This window comes from Gardnerella vaginalis (genome assembly GCF_001563665.1).
Classification (GTDB): domain Bacteria; phylum Actinomycetota; class Actinomycetes; order Actinomycetales; family Bifidobacteriaceae; genus Bifidobacterium; species Bifidobacterium vaginale_A.
Genome location: NZ_KQ961857.1, coordinates 228,174 through 243,331, shown reverse-complemented (window position 1 = coordinate 243,331; position 15,158 = coordinate 228,174). Strand labels below are relative to the sequence as shown.

The 15,158-nt window shown below is 36.4% G+C and carries 12 protein-coding genes and 1 other RNA gene; 8 read left to right on the top strand and 5 right to left on the bottom strand.

What is annotated here, in order from left to right; translation table 11 throughout:
* Positions 1-106: 106 nt before the first annotated feature.
* The gene (locus tag HMPREF3230_RS02885; protein WP_075523453.1) at positions 107-775 is read right to left on the bottom strand and encodes a vitamin K epoxide reductase family protein; all 669 of its coding nucleotides are present in this window, start codon (positions 773-775) and stop codon (positions 107-109) included.
* 76 nt (positions 776-851) lie between these two features.
* Between HMPREF3230_RS02885 and HMPREF3230_RS02880 the strand changes: the two genes are divergently transcribed.
* Entirely contained in the window at positions 852-1,829 is a 978-nt protein-coding gene (locus tag HMPREF3230_RS02880) for a PHP domain-containing protein (protein ID WP_082266248.1), read from the top strand.
* A gap of 379 nt (positions 1,830-2,208) precedes the next feature.
* Here the strand turns inward: HMPREF3230_RS02880 and HMPREF3230_RS02875 are convergent, their stop codons facing one another.
* Positions 2,209-2,433, bottom strand: coding sequence for a DUF3107 domain-containing protein (locus HMPREF3230_RS02875; RefSeq protein WP_075523452.1), 225 nt, complete (start codon positions 2,431-2,433; stop codon positions 2,209-2,211).
* 12 nt (positions 2,434-2,445) lie between these two features.
* Entirely contained in the window at positions 2,446-4,077 is a 1,632-nt protein-coding gene (locus HMPREF3230_RS02870; RefSeq protein WP_075523451.1) for a phosphotransferase, read from the bottom strand.
* 374 nt (positions 4,078-4,451) lie between these two features.
* Here HMPREF3230_RS02870 and HMPREF3230_RS02865 point away from each other — a divergent pair, with 374 nt between their 5' ends.
* Entirely contained in the window at positions 4,452-6,143 is a 1,692-nt protein-coding gene (locus HMPREF3230_RS02865) for an ATP-dependent helicase (RefSeq protein WP_075523450.1), read from the top strand.
* Between the two features lie 222 nt (positions 6,144-6,365).
* Here HMPREF3230_RS02865 and HMPREF3230_RS02860 read toward each other — a convergent pair whose 3' ends face one another.
* A complete protein-coding gene (locus tag HMPREF3230_RS02860; RefSeq protein ID WP_075523449.1) occupies positions 6,366-8,153 on the bottom strand; it encodes a zinc-dependent metalloprotease in 1,788 nt (595 codons plus the stop codon).
* A gap of 660 nt (positions 8,154-8,813) precedes the next feature.
* On the opposite strand from HMPREF3230_RS02860, the gene HMPREF3230_RS02855 reads away from it, so the two are divergent.
* From HMPREF3230_RS02855 to HMPREF3230_RS02830, 6 genes are all read left to right on the top strand, one after another.
* A complete protein-coding gene (locus tag HMPREF3230_RS02855) occupies positions 8,814-9,560 on the top strand; it encodes an ATP-binding cassette domain-containing protein (protein ID WP_075523473.1) in 747 nt (248 codons plus the stop codon).
* Positions 9,550-11,628 (top strand): YhgE/Pip domain-containing protein, encoded by a 2,079-nt coding sequence (locus HMPREF3230_RS02850; RefSeq protein WP_075523474.1) that lies wholly within the window; start codon positions 9,550-9,552, stop codon positions 11,626-11,628. The genes HMPREF3230_RS02855 and HMPREF3230_RS02850 overlap by 11 nt, the downstream gene beginning before the upstream one ends.
* A gap of 683 nt (positions 11,629-12,311) precedes the next feature.
* The gene (locus tag HMPREF3230_RS02845) at positions 12,312-12,824 is read left to right on the top strand and encodes a Panacea domain-containing protein (RefSeq protein ID WP_004574988.1); all 513 of its coding nucleotides are present in this window, start codon (positions 12,312-12,314) and stop codon (positions 12,822-12,824) included.
* On the top strand, positions 12,821-13,297 hold the full coding sequence (locus tag HMPREF3230_RS02840) for a Fic family protein (protein ID WP_075523448.1): 477 nt from the start codon (positions 12,821-12,823) through the stop codon (positions 13,295-13,297). The genes HMPREF3230_RS02845 and HMPREF3230_RS02840 overlap by 4 nt, the downstream gene beginning before the upstream one ends.
* Before the next feature lie 261 nt (positions 13,298-13,558).
* Entirely contained in the window at positions 13,559-13,720 is a 162-nt protein-coding gene (locus tag HMPREF3230_RS02835) for a hypothetical protein (protein WP_155642880.1), read from the top strand.
* Entirely contained in the window at positions 13,717-13,914 is a 198-nt protein-coding gene (locus HMPREF3230_RS02830) for a transcriptional regulator (RefSeq protein ID WP_075523446.1), read from the top strand. Before HMPREF3230_RS02835 ends, HMPREF3230_RS02830 begins: the two co-directional genes overlap by 4 nt.
* 320 nt (positions 13,915-14,234) lie before the next feature.
* On the opposite strand, the gene ssrA is transcribed toward HMPREF3230_RS02830, so the two are convergent.
* Positions 14,235-14,631, bottom strand: a transfer-messenger RNA (tmRNA) gene (gene ssrA, locus HMPREF3230_RS02825).
* Positions 14,632-15,158 lie beyond the last annotated feature (527 nt).

The window sequence follows — 15,158 nt, the reverse complement described above, 5'->3', positions numbered from 1 at the left end:
TCCCACACCTCACTAGTACACAATCTATACTTAACTTACTTAGTAAAAATCCTATAGGATTATTTACAAACTCACTACTGTTTTGCTGTTTTGTGAGTAGTGGTAATTACTTCGTAAACAAAGCTATAATTTCACTACCGTGAGTTGCAAAAATCAAAGTAACTAATACCATAATCCACACAGCATCAAGCATTAAATCATAATGCAATCGGTAATATGATTTTAACCATGGAGCCGCGCGCAATCCTACTTCTTGAACACATATAGTTGCATGAGAAAGGGAAATAAATTGCACTGTAGTTGAGAACATCAATACTAAACACCATGGGCATAATACGTTGATTACGAATAGTGATTGAGAAAACAGCCAATAAGCGTATAAAAGCGCGAATAATCCTCCTAACCAAGAAGCTGATGCAAGCCATTTTGGGAATTTCATTTTAGCTAAACCGATTATTGCGATCGTAAGAAATATTGCTTCTGCAGCGATACCAAAGAATGAGTTTGGGAAACTTAATTCTCCAAAATGTATGAATTCTGCTTGCCAAGTTTGAGCTACTTTTGAACAAGATATTGCTCCGCTAACATCGCAAGCAAGTTTTGAGTGAGGTGCTCTTGCTAAAGCTAACGTTTCTGATGAAAGAATAAGTGATGTTAATAACGCTATTGCAGAAACAATGAACATAATCCCGTAAGTCCATATGTTAGTATGCCGCCAGCCGATAAATTGAGTATTATTATTCTCTTTTTCTTCAATTAAATTAGTTTGCTGCATATGTTTCCTCGTAAAATTGTTAGAATTACGCTACATTGTGTATAAAAGTTTACATACTACAGTCTACGATAGTTATATGACTGTAATTGTTAGTAACAATAAATTTTCTAAAGATTATTCGCAAGAAGAAAAATCTTCTAATGATTGCGTAAACGATTGCGTAAACGATTGCGTAAACGATTGCGCAAATGATTCTACGGATGATTGCAACTCTTGCGGATGGGATTTGCATTGTCACACAACATATTCTGATGGAACGCAGACTCCGCAAAGTTTAATAAATATTGCTAAAAATCTTAATATTGAGGGTGTTGCCATTACAGATCATGATACGTCAGCAGGATGGGATGATTTCCGTAAAGCTGCTAACGCTGCTAATATGCCAGTTTTATATGGTTCTGAAATTACAGCAGAAGATTACGGTATTTCAGTTCATATGTTAGCTTATCAATATAATCCTCAAGATGATTATGTAAAGAAAATGTTTGAAACTACGAGGAAACGTAGAATAGAACGCACTCGTGCAATGGTTGAACGAATGAGTAAAGATTATCCGATTACTTGGGAAGATGTGTTATCTCAAGCTAGTTATGGAGAGCTTACAACAATTGGCAGACCGCATATTGCAGACGCGCTTGTTGCTGCAGGAATTTTCAAAACACGCTCACAAGCATTTTCCGGACCGGTTTCACCGTGTGGACCGTATTATATTCCTACGCCTTCGCCGACAGTTTATGAAGTTATTGACGCAATCAAACATGCAGGAGGAGTGATTATAATCGCGCATCCAGCAGATTATAGTAGAAATTCACTTTTACTTTCAGACGATCAAATTACTGCTTATGCTTTCTCAGGTCTTGACGGTTTAGAAGTTTATCATCGAGGTAATTCTTTGACTCAACGTCAGCGTCTATTAGGATTAGCAAACGAACTAAATTTGATTGTTACAGGAGGATCAGATTGGCACGGAAAAGGCAAGCCGAATCTTCTTGGGGAGGAAAAAACTAGCCGAAAAGTAGTAGATGAAATATTAAATCGCGGATATAAAATATAGCAGATAAAGATATAAGTAATTCCCACTACTCACAAAACAGCAAAATGGTAGTGAGTTTGTAAATAATGCTATAGGATTTTTTTACAAAATATGACTGTTGTTGTAAGGCGTGGGAATTACCTTACCTCACAGGAGCTTCAACTTTTTACGCATTATCAAATGTTATTGCTTGTAGTAGTAAAAGCTAGATTTTAGCTTACTTTAGTTTTATAAATAGCTTGGATCAGGTGTAACTTATTCAAAATACCGTTTCGCTTTTTATTGTTCGTTAAGTATTTCCCACACCTCACTAGTACACAATCTATACTTAACTTACTTAGTAAATAATCCTATAGCCTTTTATAAAAGCTACAGGATTATTATGTGATTTGTTAATAAACTAGTTCAGTGCGCCAAATCCAACAGTATGCTTTGGCGTATCTCCGATAAGAGCATAAGATAGGAACTCTTTTTGCATAAGAATCTTGCGATTATTGTTATCTGTAAGCTCAATCATTGAATCTACATTAGCATTTGCGATTATATTTCGCACTTCTTCTGCGCTTTGTTCAGTTTCAAAGTCAATAGAATCAGAACTGTTTTTTACTCCAAGTACTACTCGCATATTAATCTCCTTCTATTCATCTAAATCCGCCTTAGCATCTCTCATTGCGCGCTCTTCGCGTTCAAGCAATGGGATTGCAACAGTTTCAGGCGCATCGTCTGTTACTTCACTTTTTGTTTCAGTTAATTTTTCTTTTTCTTTATAATTGTGTTTTTTGGAATTTTCTTCATTATTATTTTGATTTTTTGAAATTTTGCTGTTATTTCCATTATCGCTATCACTGGAATTTTCGCTATTGCTTTCGATATCGCTATTGCTACTGCTTTCGCTATTTTTAATATTTGTTATAACTTGTGTTGCAATATCATCGTAGTTATTAGAAGTAGTGTTAGCTTGATTAGAGGATTGCGATTGATTAGCTAAATGTTGTTCATTTTGCGATTTTGTAGCAGATGTTTTAGATGCGCAAGACTCATTTGTGCTATCGTCTATTTGAACCACGTTCTCGTTAGTAGGATCTTTAACTTGAGTATGTCCTTCAAGTGTTATATCGCTTTCTTCAGTATTGTCACCAATAGATTGAGTTGCTGAAGATTTAGAAGCTACTTGAGTTTTGCGTTCAGATGAATAAGTATCATCGTTTACTAAATCGCCGACTGTAATAGTCGAGTCGAGCTTAGATCTACTTGCATTAGATGTTTTCGATGTTTTAGAGCTATTTATACGCATAAGTTCATGTGCAAGTCGTTCAACTTGAGCTTTGAATCGCATTATTCCAGCATTATCTGCATGTTGCAAAGCTTGTATAAAATCTCCGACTTGTTCCATTTGAAGCCATAAGTTTGCGCGAAGCATTATAAGACTATCTAAATGAGATCCTCTAACGCGCCCGTATGCAGAAAGTAAAGCATTGCGTTTTTGCTCATTTAACTTTGCGAAAATCCAAGCTAAATCTCTTGCTGGATCGTTAATTTGCATGCTCTGCCAATTGGTTATTGCGCTAATAGTAGAGCCTGAAAATAGAAAGTCACCGTCACAAAATCCGCCATGTACAGGACAAGTGTCAAATGACCATAATCCTTCTGTTTCTAATACTCTAGACCAACTATCTGTGATTTCTGAAGGAATGTGACCAGCAGCTCTCAAGCGTTTAATCCATCCTGTAAGTTGTGCTCTAATATTTCCTGTAGTAAATGAAGGATATTTTGCTCTTTGAAGGAAAGTTGGACGAAGCCTGTGTATTGCTCCTAAAGCTGTTCCAACATTAGTGCAATCGTCAGTTGTAAGTAGATTTAATTCTCTTGCACATCCATTTAGATGTGAGCAAATTAGCACAGTAGGTTCTTCATTATTAAGTTTTTTACCTAATCCTTGCATAATTTCGTAATTAAAATTAGAAGAATTAGTTTGAGAATCTTCATTTTGAGAATTGTTTTCGCTAGGTTTGTGCAATGCTCCAGGGTAAAAATTCAACATCTGATCGTATGCAAATCCCAGTGCAGCTAATCCCTTAGTTTGTTGTAATGCCCATGCTGCTCTTGCGCGATCTCGCAATCTATGACGACCCTGTGTTTCTGTGCTAACGAAGATGTCGTAAAGGCGTCCTGAAACATCTTGTATAACTGCATGGGAGATTCCCGCAGCGGCATCAGTGGCGTTTGCCTGCTCGCTTTTGCGGGTTCCAGCGAACTGTACTTCTGGCATGACCGATGAGGCCAATGCTGCTAACTTGAATCTACTTAACTGTGTCACACTCCCACAGTAATACAAAGTAACGAAATGCGACAGTTTTTGACAACTTTTATAAATTTTGTATCAATATTGTTAGCTTGATTGTTAGCTTGATTGTTAGTCTTTCGTAAATATTGTTAGCTTGATTATTAGCTTCTTATAAGTATGATTATTTTATTGATCTTCTGAGCAATATGTTTAGTTTCTGTCTAGTATGATGAACTACAAATATTATGAACTACAAGTACGTTTAACCATAGATATTATTGACTTCAAATATTATGAACTTCTGACCACAATAGTAATAAAAATTTTTATATGGCTAGAATTTCTGTCACAATATAAGTATGAGTTTTACGCAAGAGCCTGATTTATTATTGCAAGGTTTAGATGATAATCAACGTGCTGCAGCTATGTCAATACATGGACCAGTGCGTATTATTGCGTGCGCTGGAGCTGGTAAAACTCGTACTATTACTAGAAGAATTGCTTATGCTTGTGCTACTAATCAATGGGATTCTAAAGGAGTGTTAGCAGTTACTTTTTCTGTAAAAGCAGCTCAAGAAATGAGAGATAGGTTAGATAGTTTAGGCGTAAGTAGTGGCGCTCGAGTTTCAACTTTTCATTCAGCAGCATTACAACAAATACGTAGAGTATGGGATGATGTGTGTTCTGCTCCTTTTCCGAATGTAATTGCCAATCCACGTAATATATTGCGAATAGCAGCGTCTAAATGTGAAGGATTATCTGATATTCCTCCTGTTTATATTAGGGATATTATGTCGGAAATAAATTGGGCAAAAGTATCTCTTGTAGCGCCTAAAGATTACGAAAAAGTTTGCTCTATAATGCATCGAACTGTGCCTGCTGGGCTGGAGGCTCAAAAATTTATTGATATATATGAATCATATGAAAGAGAAAAAAATAATAATAATTTTATAGATTTTAATGATTTATTATTGCTTGATTGCCATATTATTGATGCTTTTCCTCAAGCTGCTCGTAAAATACGTGATTCTATTAAATGGCTTACAGTTGATGAATATCAGGATGTTTCTCCGCTGCAGCATGAACTTTTACGATTGTGGTTGGGCGAAAACAGAAATATTTGCGTAGTTGGTGATCCTGCTCAGACGATTTATTCATTTGCTGGTGCGAGTAGTTACGATTTATTGCAATTTCCAAAAGAATTTGCACCTCTTAATGCGGATATTAGTTTAGACACAGATTATCGATCTACTGAGAGAATTGTTGGATTAGCTAATCGTGTGCTTTCAGCATCTGATTATTCGAAAGATTACGTTAAGATGCGTGCTTTAAGTAAAGGTGGAAAACGTATTTCTAAGAAAGTTTTTCTTAGCGATAAAGATGAAGCGTTAGCTGTTGCTCAAACTATTATGTGCATGGTCCGTGATGATAAAGTTGTGCCAAGTGATTGTGCAATATTGACTCGAACTAATGCTCAGCAAGATGTTGTATGCAATATGTTACGAAATATTGGTTTGAGTGTTAAAGTTCGTAACGACATGAGTGTTCAAAGAACTGTATTAGATAATGCTGAATTGCGTGATTACGAGAATTCTAGTGAGAGCAATAGTGAAAGCAATAGTGAGAGCAATAGTGAAAGCAATAGTGAAAGTGTTAGTGAGGATTCTGGCGTAAATTCTGGTGAAAATAATGGCGTAAATTCTGGTGAAAGCGCTAGTGAAAATTTGCAAATTCCAGATTTGCCTTTAAGTGTTTCAGAAATAATGAATAGCGTTCCACATAGTGAAGAATCGCGTATGCAAATACCTGTGAATGTGTCCACTATACATGCGTCTAAAGGTCTTGAATTTAAACACGTATTCATTATTGGATGTTCAGATGGGCTTATACCTTTTGGTACATGTGATGAAAATAGCGAAAATCTTGAAGAAGAGCGGCGACTTATGTATGTAGCTATTACAAGAGCAGAAAAGACGCTTCAGCTTTCGTATGCTTTACGTAGAGAACTTGACGTTGGAGCAACACGTAGTCCAAGTAGATTCTTATCGTAAATTTTTGAGCGCACTGAACTTTGAATTCTTAAATGTCTTGAATTCTTAAATGTCTTGAACTTTGAACGCAAGTTTTAAGAATTATTTATTAGGCATTGAATGTCTTAATTTTGTATAAAAATCCACTATTCTTCTTGCGCTCGCTGTGTTCATGTGTTGTGCTGATATAGTGCTAGTGATTTCGCAATTTTTGCTTTTTAGTCAACATTGTTATCACTGTCACTATTCTAGGTTGTTGTCGTCTTTATTTTCGCTTTTGCTGTCATTATTATTATCATTGTTATTGTTATCAAGATTCTTATTGGCGCAATTATTAGAATCTGAATTATTAGGATCTGAATTATTGTTATCGTTCTTTTCGGAATTCATATTTTCTAATAGCTTACTTAATTCATCATCCCAATTGATTGAATCCAGGTTATCCAAGTCTTTCAAGTCTTTCAGGTCTTTTAGATTTTCAGAATCTTTTTCCTTTTTATCTTCATTTAGATCTGTAATACTTTCAGAATTATTTATATCATTTGCATTTGTATCTGTGTTGTTATCTGTGTTGTTTTCTGTGTTATTGTGATTTTCGCAATTTGTATTTTCGTTTTTTGGATCGATATTAGATATTTGTAAATCGTTTTCATCGTTAGAAGAAATCTCAGATTGCGAATTAGTTGAATTAGTTGAATCAGTTGAATTAGTCAGAGAATCGTTTTCATGCAATTCTGGCAATAAATCTGGATGAGCCCACAAGGAATCGCGTTTTTCTATTCCATTTTCTTGGGTGATTTTTTCCCACAAATCAGCTGCCTCGCGCATGCGCTTAGGTCTTAGATTAAGTCCAAGCAATGATTCAAAAGTCACTTCTGCAGGACCTCCTGCAGCTCGTTCGCGTCTTGTCATTTCGCGTAATTGATCTATGTGAGGAATGTGAGCCATTCCTGCTCTCCACGTTACGCAATCAACCCATCCTTCTGTTAAAGCTAATAAAGTTTCAAAACTTTTCAAAGCTTGTTTTTGTTCATCTGAATCGTTATTTCCAACTTTAGAAAGATTAACAGCTCCGCTAATTGCTTCAGGATTCATTGGATCTACATCGCGTAATTGATCTTCCATTGCATCTAAATCAATATTTATTCCATTAGAATACTTAATTATTAGCGCTTCAAAACGTGTCATAAGCCAAGGAACTGAAGCAAATAATCTAGCGTGAGCTAATTCTCGTAAAGCAAGATAATCCATTACTTCTGTAGTATTTAATCCCCAAACTTTAGCGTAATCAATGCAATTATATGGTATTAATCCGCCTGCTGGATTCTTTAATAGTGCAATACCTTGATCAAAACTTCCATGTACTTCGTGAGATAAAGCTCCAGCAGCAGAACCCAGTTGCATTGCAAAGCTTGTGTTTGCTAGCAATTTCATAAGTTGTACTGGATTATTCATTCCTTTTGGCAGGGGGATAGGTACAACTCCGGCAAAAACTCCAGAAATTTCAGCATCGTCAATATCTGAAAAGCGATTTGCAATAACTGAAGTAAAAGCATCGCTTATAGCGCGCGCAACAGGAGTAGCAAATTTAATCCATGATTCAATAGTTCCTTCAACCCAATTTCCGCGCGAAAGAATATCGGGATTACCTGGAGCAGGATTAAAATTGGTCGTTATATCTAGCCATAAATTTGCTTTACTTATTGATCTTCTTAGCCCGTCTGCTACATCTGCATTAACTGAACTATTGTCTCCTGTAGCTTGCTGTAAAGCTAGTGATTGCGCGAGTTTAGCGTTAATAGGACCTTTTTGAAGTGTATCGGTCATTTCTACAGGTGAATTTAATCCTCCATCACTGAAAGCTTGCATCATAGTGCGAACTTCTTCTGGATTAGGAAGATCGTCTGGCTTTTGATTCATCAACTGGTTTCGTACTTCAAAAGGTAGCTGATTTAGCTGTTGCCATGCTTCCTCGCCTTGCACAGGACCAAAGCATTTGATAAGCCATTGACGAATTTCTTCTTCATTCATTTAAGTGTCCTCGTTAGTTATGCTAGCTAATCGTGATTTATATTGATACACTTCTACTATTCTACTAGATAATTTATACCTTGCTTTTAATTACATTATTTGACATTTTAGATTATTTTTTCTGTGCATGAATATTTGTGTAGTAAATATATCTATAATAAAAGTGAATATTGATGTATCAAATATATTCATAATAAAAGTAAATATTTGTGTAGTAAATACATCCATAATAAAAGTAAATATTGTTCGTACAAAAGAGTACTCTAAAAGTGTGCTAATGATAGATTTAAACGATTAGTAATAACTGTTATTTTGCATTATTAAAACAAGTTGGTTTTAACTATGCAATGATTTTATTTGAGTGTAACAATGAATTGTTATGAAAAGAATTGAATAAAATCAAGAATTAAGGTTGTATGTAAAAAATTAAGAATTGAAATAAATAATCAAACAAAAATTAAATATGTGCAAGATAGCGATTTTGATACTTTCAAAACAAAATGCGTATATTCTAATTCGAAAAATGCATATGTTTTGAAAGTTTCAACATTGTTTATTTTGCATGTATGTTTTAGTTATAAGTAAGGAGGAATGCTTAGACGTGCAAATAGTAATTTGAATATTTGGATTGCTATTGGATGCATGAATCTACAGCTTATTATGGAAAAGATACAAACGCTTTTAGAAGCGAAAGAATTAGGATTAAAACGATTTAGAAAATCACCATTTTGTAACGTTTCATTAAAAGTAGAGCCTAATCAAATTGTTGCAATATCTGGAGAACATGGTTCTGGAAAATCAGCGTTATTGCTTACATTATCCGGATATATGAAATTTACAAGCGGTTCTCTTAAAATTGCGGATATAGATCTTCCTCACCATTTAATGCAATCTAGAAACTATGTTGGCTTAGGCTTATTTGCTGGAATTAACGACTTTTATAAAACTCAAACTATAGAGGAAGCGTTAATAAGCGAATTAAAACTTGCAAGTAAATCGTCAATATTTAGAGAGCAATACAAAAATAATATTGAAGATTGTATTGCACTCAAACAATACGCGTGCGATGTATTAACATACTGGAAAGTGCTTTCTCCTCTAAATACACAAGTGGGAGAGTTGACTCCATGTGAACTCATGAGATTAGGCATAGCATTAGCGCTATTGAAGAAGCCATTTCTGCTTTTTGTTGACAATATTGAGTCAGAGCTTACAAGTGAGCAAAGCGATTCGCTTATTAAAGATATTCGTTCATATGTAAGTCAAAATTATTGTTCTTGTCTTGTAAGCGTTTTGCAAAGCGAGTTAGAAAAACAAGCAGATCAAATTATTTCACTAAGCAATGTAAAAGCTAATAGTGTGAATAATCGTAATTTGTTAAATGAGGGTGGTAATGATGCGCGCTAATACTATTTCTCTTGCATTTCGTGAGCTTAATAATTCTATAAAAGGAAATGCTCGTAAGTTAGTAATCGGAACTGTAGCTTTAATACCACTTTTGTATGGTTCTCTTTATTTGTGGGCGTTTACTAATCCATATAAAACATTAGATACTGTGCCTGTTGCTGTTGTAGTAGAAGATAGCGGTGCAGTAATTAACGGAAAAATGCGAAATATTGGGCATGAAATCAAAAATCGTTTGGAAAATATAAAAGATGGAAGTCAAGGATTTCAATGGAATTTTGTAGATAGTTCAAAGGCAGATAAAGGTCTTAAAAATGGCGATTACTTTATGGTCGCAACTATTCCATCGTCTTTTAGTAAGTGCATTGCTTCAGCTGAATATGACACGCCAACTAAAGCAAAACTTCATGTGAAATACGATCAAGCAAGCAATATGCTTGCATCCCAGATTGGCAAAACAGCTTTTCATACTATGCGTAGTGAAATTAGCGAGGCGATTACGGAAGAATACTGGGAACATATGTTTACAAAAGTAAACTCTGCTTCTGATTCGCTTGGTGTTGCTGCAAACGGTGCTGGCAAATTACATGAAGGTTCAAAATCTTTGCAAGCCGGAATCAATAAGCTTGCTGATGGTTCAAATAAACTTTCTACTTCGCTTAGAAGATTGCAAAGTGGATTAGGAGAGCTTCAAAAAGGTGCGGATACTCTTACTCATGCAAATGCGCGCAGCAAAGAAGGAGCACAATTATTAGCTCAAAAAACTCAGGATTTAGCAAATGGAGCTAAACAATTGAGTGATGGAACACAAAAGTTATCTGCTGCAACAGACGAGTTTTATGAAGGAGCTCAAAAGCTTGCTGATTCTAGTAATGAATTAGAAGAACATGTTAAAGCAGGTAGCGCTCAAGCTAAGGAACAGCTTAAAGCTTTGCTAACTGTATCTCAAAGTTCTGATGTAACTAAGAGTGATGTGCTTGAAGCTTTGCAAAGTTTAGCTAGTGGGTTGAACGAAAATTCTAATCTTTTACAAACTAATCTTTCAGCTCTAAGCGCTGGAGCAGATAAGCTTTCTCAAGGAAGTTTGCAAATAAAGGGCGGTGCTGACGCTCTTATGCAAGGCATGGAGAAAGTTAATGTTGGTTCAAATAAGTTAGTTGCTGGCACAAACAAGCTTGCTGACGGTTTGGCTCAAGTAAGTAACGGTAGTGAGAAGCTAAATAGTGGCGTGAATGAAGCTGCACAAGGTTCTGCGAAAATAGTGAACGGTTCTAATCAGCTTAATTCCGGTGTTAAGAAGCTATCTGATAACACTCCAAAGCTTGTTGATGGTGCTAAGAAATTGCATGACGGGCTTAAAAATGCCCAAAAGTCTGGAAAAATAAACGGTATTGTTCAAAAAAGTAAGATGATGAGCGCACCAGTTTCCTTGGAGGAGCACGAGTATTCGCACGTTGAAAACTATGGAACTGGATTTGCTCCTTACTTTATTTCAATCGGTCTTTGGGTCGGTGCTCTTATGGCTACTTTTGTTTTAAGAGTTATGGATAGGCGAGCGATACTAAATGGCATGAATCCATTTAAGAGTACTCTCATAAGTCTTACGCCGTTTGTGTTTATGGCGATTGTGCAAGCAGTTATTCTTATGGGTGTTGTTCATGGAGTGTTAAAATTGCAAATCGACAACGTTTTTGCATTCTATGCGATCGGAATTGTTGCCTCTATAGTGTTTATGGCTATTATGCAAATGATTATGTCTGTATTTAAGATACCTGGAAGAATTGTTGCTATTGTGCTACTTATGTTGCAAATCACTAGTTCTGCAGGAACATTCCCGGTGCAGATGACGCCATCATTCTTTAGAACTGTTCATCCGTACTTGCCTATGACGTATTCGATTATGGGATTGCGTCAGGCTATGGCAGGTAAAAATAGTAGTGAAATAGTTTCTGGAATTTGGATGCTAGTTATCTTTGGAGTAATTGCTATTGCTATTACAACTATTGTTGCTTCCATGAAACGTACAGTTACTATGGTCGATTTGCATCCTGTAATTACGCTTGAGCCATGAGTTGAATTTGGTTAGTGTGCTGGTTGTTAGTTGAATTAAGCTGGTTGTTAGTTGAATTAAGCTGGTCTTAGTTGACTTCAGCTAGTTGTTAGTTTTAGTTGAATTAAGCTAGTTGAATTTTGTATTTGCTAGTTGAATTTGCTTAAAGCGTAATCAAATAATATAATCAAATAGTGTAATTACATGGAAGAATCAAATAGTGTAATTACATAGAAAGCTAGGGCTCCTCTTACCCCTTAAGCTCGTAACGAGTTGGTTTGAGGGTATGACTAGCTTTCGTTTTTGGGAGTATCGTTCTTTACGAGTTATTGTCTAAATCTGGGTTATTCTTAAAAACATTTGGTTTAGGAAATAATTTAGGTGTTGACTGCATTGGATTTTGGGAAATAACCCTATTTTCAATATTAAAAGCTTTTGAGTCTAAGGCGTTGGTAACATTGGGTTTTGCTACAAAAAACGCCACTGTTTGAGCAGTGGCGTTTTTGCGTTTGTGGAGTCGCGGGGAATTAGCATTTAATAGCCCCTAATGCCTTATTTTTCTAAGAGTTTCATAGAATAACGTTTTAGTGCCAATGCGCTCAATATCGCCTTATCTTGAGTTTTTGTGGTAATATTAACAAGATATTCTTTAAAATATATTTTACTCTTGTATGTGTAATAAGTTTGTTGAAAGGAGATTAAATATGAAAGCTTTAGATATAGCATCAATTTTTATTGATCGATATGGAAAAACTCTAGCATTAACCAATCTCACTTTGAATAAACTAGTATATTTTGCGCAGGTGGAATCGTTGCGTAATAATCCTGAGTGTCCGCTGTTTACGGATGAGATTCAAGCTTGGGAATATGGTCCTGTAGAACCTAGTGTTTATAACGAGTTTAAGCAGTTTGGGCGAAATCGTATTTTCAATGCGCCTAATCATGAAACCAGCCAGTATGCTGATTGCATTGTAGATACTGTTGTTGAAAAATATGCTTGGATGAATGCGTTTGATTTAGTAAATTATGCTCATCGTGCTGGCGGTGCGTGGCATAATGTGTATGATGCATCGCGCAATAAACCGATTCTTGTACAGAATATTCTGCAATCGTCAGATGTTACTTCGTATCCTGCTAAGAAAAATACGTTTATTAGTGCTGTAGATGCTGTAAAAAAACAGTATCCAAATACTTTGCGTATCCTTGGTGACGCATGAGCCAGTATGATGCTCTTGTTTGGGACGAGGAACAGATTATTGCCTTCGCAGGAATAGTGTGTTCTATTCAACGAGAGATTGTTGATACAAGCCAAGGACTGGCTACTGTTAAGCAAGAAGTTCAGGGCAGTGTTGAAAATGTTTTGTATTCTTCATTTGCGATTATTTTTGATAGACCTCCAGCCGATCGAAATAATTATACGGATATTTTTGACCAAATTGCTGATTTTGCTACGCATCTTGCCAAAGATCATATTTTCCCTGATGCGAATAAGCGTACGACAGTATTAACGTGTGTAGCTTTACTTCGCAATAATGGGATTATTCTTGATATTGAGGATAGTGTAAATCCTTTTGACAATGCTTTATATAAGTGGATTCAGAATATTGTTGAAGGTAAGATTGCGCGTGCGAGTTTAGCTGAACAGTTACGCTCGCACGCACATTTATTATCGAATGAATTTAATTATTAGATAAAATTTCGAACAGTCGAGGTGTCTTGGGAATCAGAATTTCTTTACTTTATTATAATTATTATGTTATAATAATATTGTAATCAATAGAAGAAAGGAGGATGATGAAAGATATCTTGGAAATCATAAAGCTTATTCTTGAAATCTTAGCAATAGTAATAACACTCATTGCAACATTTAAGAAGAAGCGATAAAGAAAAGGGGTTCCAACCAATAGTAGTGGCTAGAACCACACTTTCCAAGATACTTCATCAAAACGTTATGAGCAAGAAATACTTGTATATTATTGCGAGTGTGTTAAGTTCAGCAGCATCACTCTTAGGCGTTGCTATAGCGTCAACGTTTGTTAATTATGCAAGTGGCATTGTGTTTGCAGTATTATCGCTTGCGTTAGCTTATAGAGCTGGAGGTGAAGATAAATGATAACGTACATGAGTTTTACTGATATAGCAAATTATTTAAATGTTACAAAAGGAGCTTTAGCACATTATAACTTACCAGAGCCAGATGCTATGGTTGGCAAGGCGCGCGGTTGGAAACGTGAGAATATTGAAGCTTGGAACGCGAGCCGTCCGGGGCATGGCGGACGCCCTTACAGCCGTGAGTGCGACCAATAAACGCGTCTGGATCTGGAAAATCGTAGTTGTCAAGCGTACTAGTTTTTACGCAAATAAGCTTAGCAACTTCCGTATAACTCAAATAACGCTCATTCATGTTACTTTTTACGCTTTCTTCCAGCGTCTAACGCGCATACGGCACTGATTACAGCACAGCCGGTTATAAGCCAAGGCGAAAAATGGCACCATATTCCAGCGATAATAACAAGTGAGAATATAGCTGATACTATTGCGTCTAATTTCATAATGAGCCTGCAGTATAGTGGGTAGTGAGTCCCGGACACCTCGATTGTTCGGGACTCTTTATTTACTCATTGCGTTTGTGGAGTCGCGGGGAATTGAACCCCGGTCCGGTGACCGTACCCTCGGTCTTCTACGTGCGTAGTCTGCTTGCCGTTCGGCAGTTTTTCTGCCCCCATGTTATCGCAGACAATTCATGGCGAGCATATCTACAGTAAAAGTCCCTGAATTGCCCTGCAGCTCGGCAATTCAAGCAAGTCTTCTAATGACGTTCAGCACCACTCCGAAGACGTGAGTGGGTGAACGGAGCAGCTGCTCACTGGTTAATCCTGGCGCGAAGCTCAGGCAGCGAGAGCGAACTCAGTGCGATTAGATTTAGCACTTATTCTTTTGCGAAAGGACGTTTACGAGTGGACTTTCGCATTCTCGGCACGCTTCCCCGCGGCGAACAGATCACCGTCGAAACCGATCGACCCCTTTTGAATTTTCAAATAATCGTCATTATAATGCAAATATTTTATACGTTGTTATAATACAAAACTTTTATGCATTAAATCACACTTTTTCATAATACAACATTTTATGCATGGTTGTCATGTGGGTTGTCATGTGGGTTGCGATGCATGGTTGTGATGTGGGTTATTACGCGTTGGTTGTTATGTGTGGCTGTTACCGTGTGGGTTGTGATGTGGGTTGTGATGAGGGTTGTGATGAGGGTTGTCATGTGGGTTGTAATGTGTGGTAAAGATGCTATGTATGTGGATGGTGTGGGTTGTCATGTGGGTTGTAATGTGTGGTTAATTATTTCATGTTGTGTTAAACATTTCATGCTTAGTTGATTATTTTGTATGTAGTTAAATATTTTGCGTATGGCTGATTATTTCATGCGTAGTTGCAATTCGTTGCTACTGAAAAATTAATATAAATATATAATTTACAAAAATATGCTTGGGGGGGAGGTATAATACTCAAGGACATGTTTGCGATATGTTATGTTTAAGTTA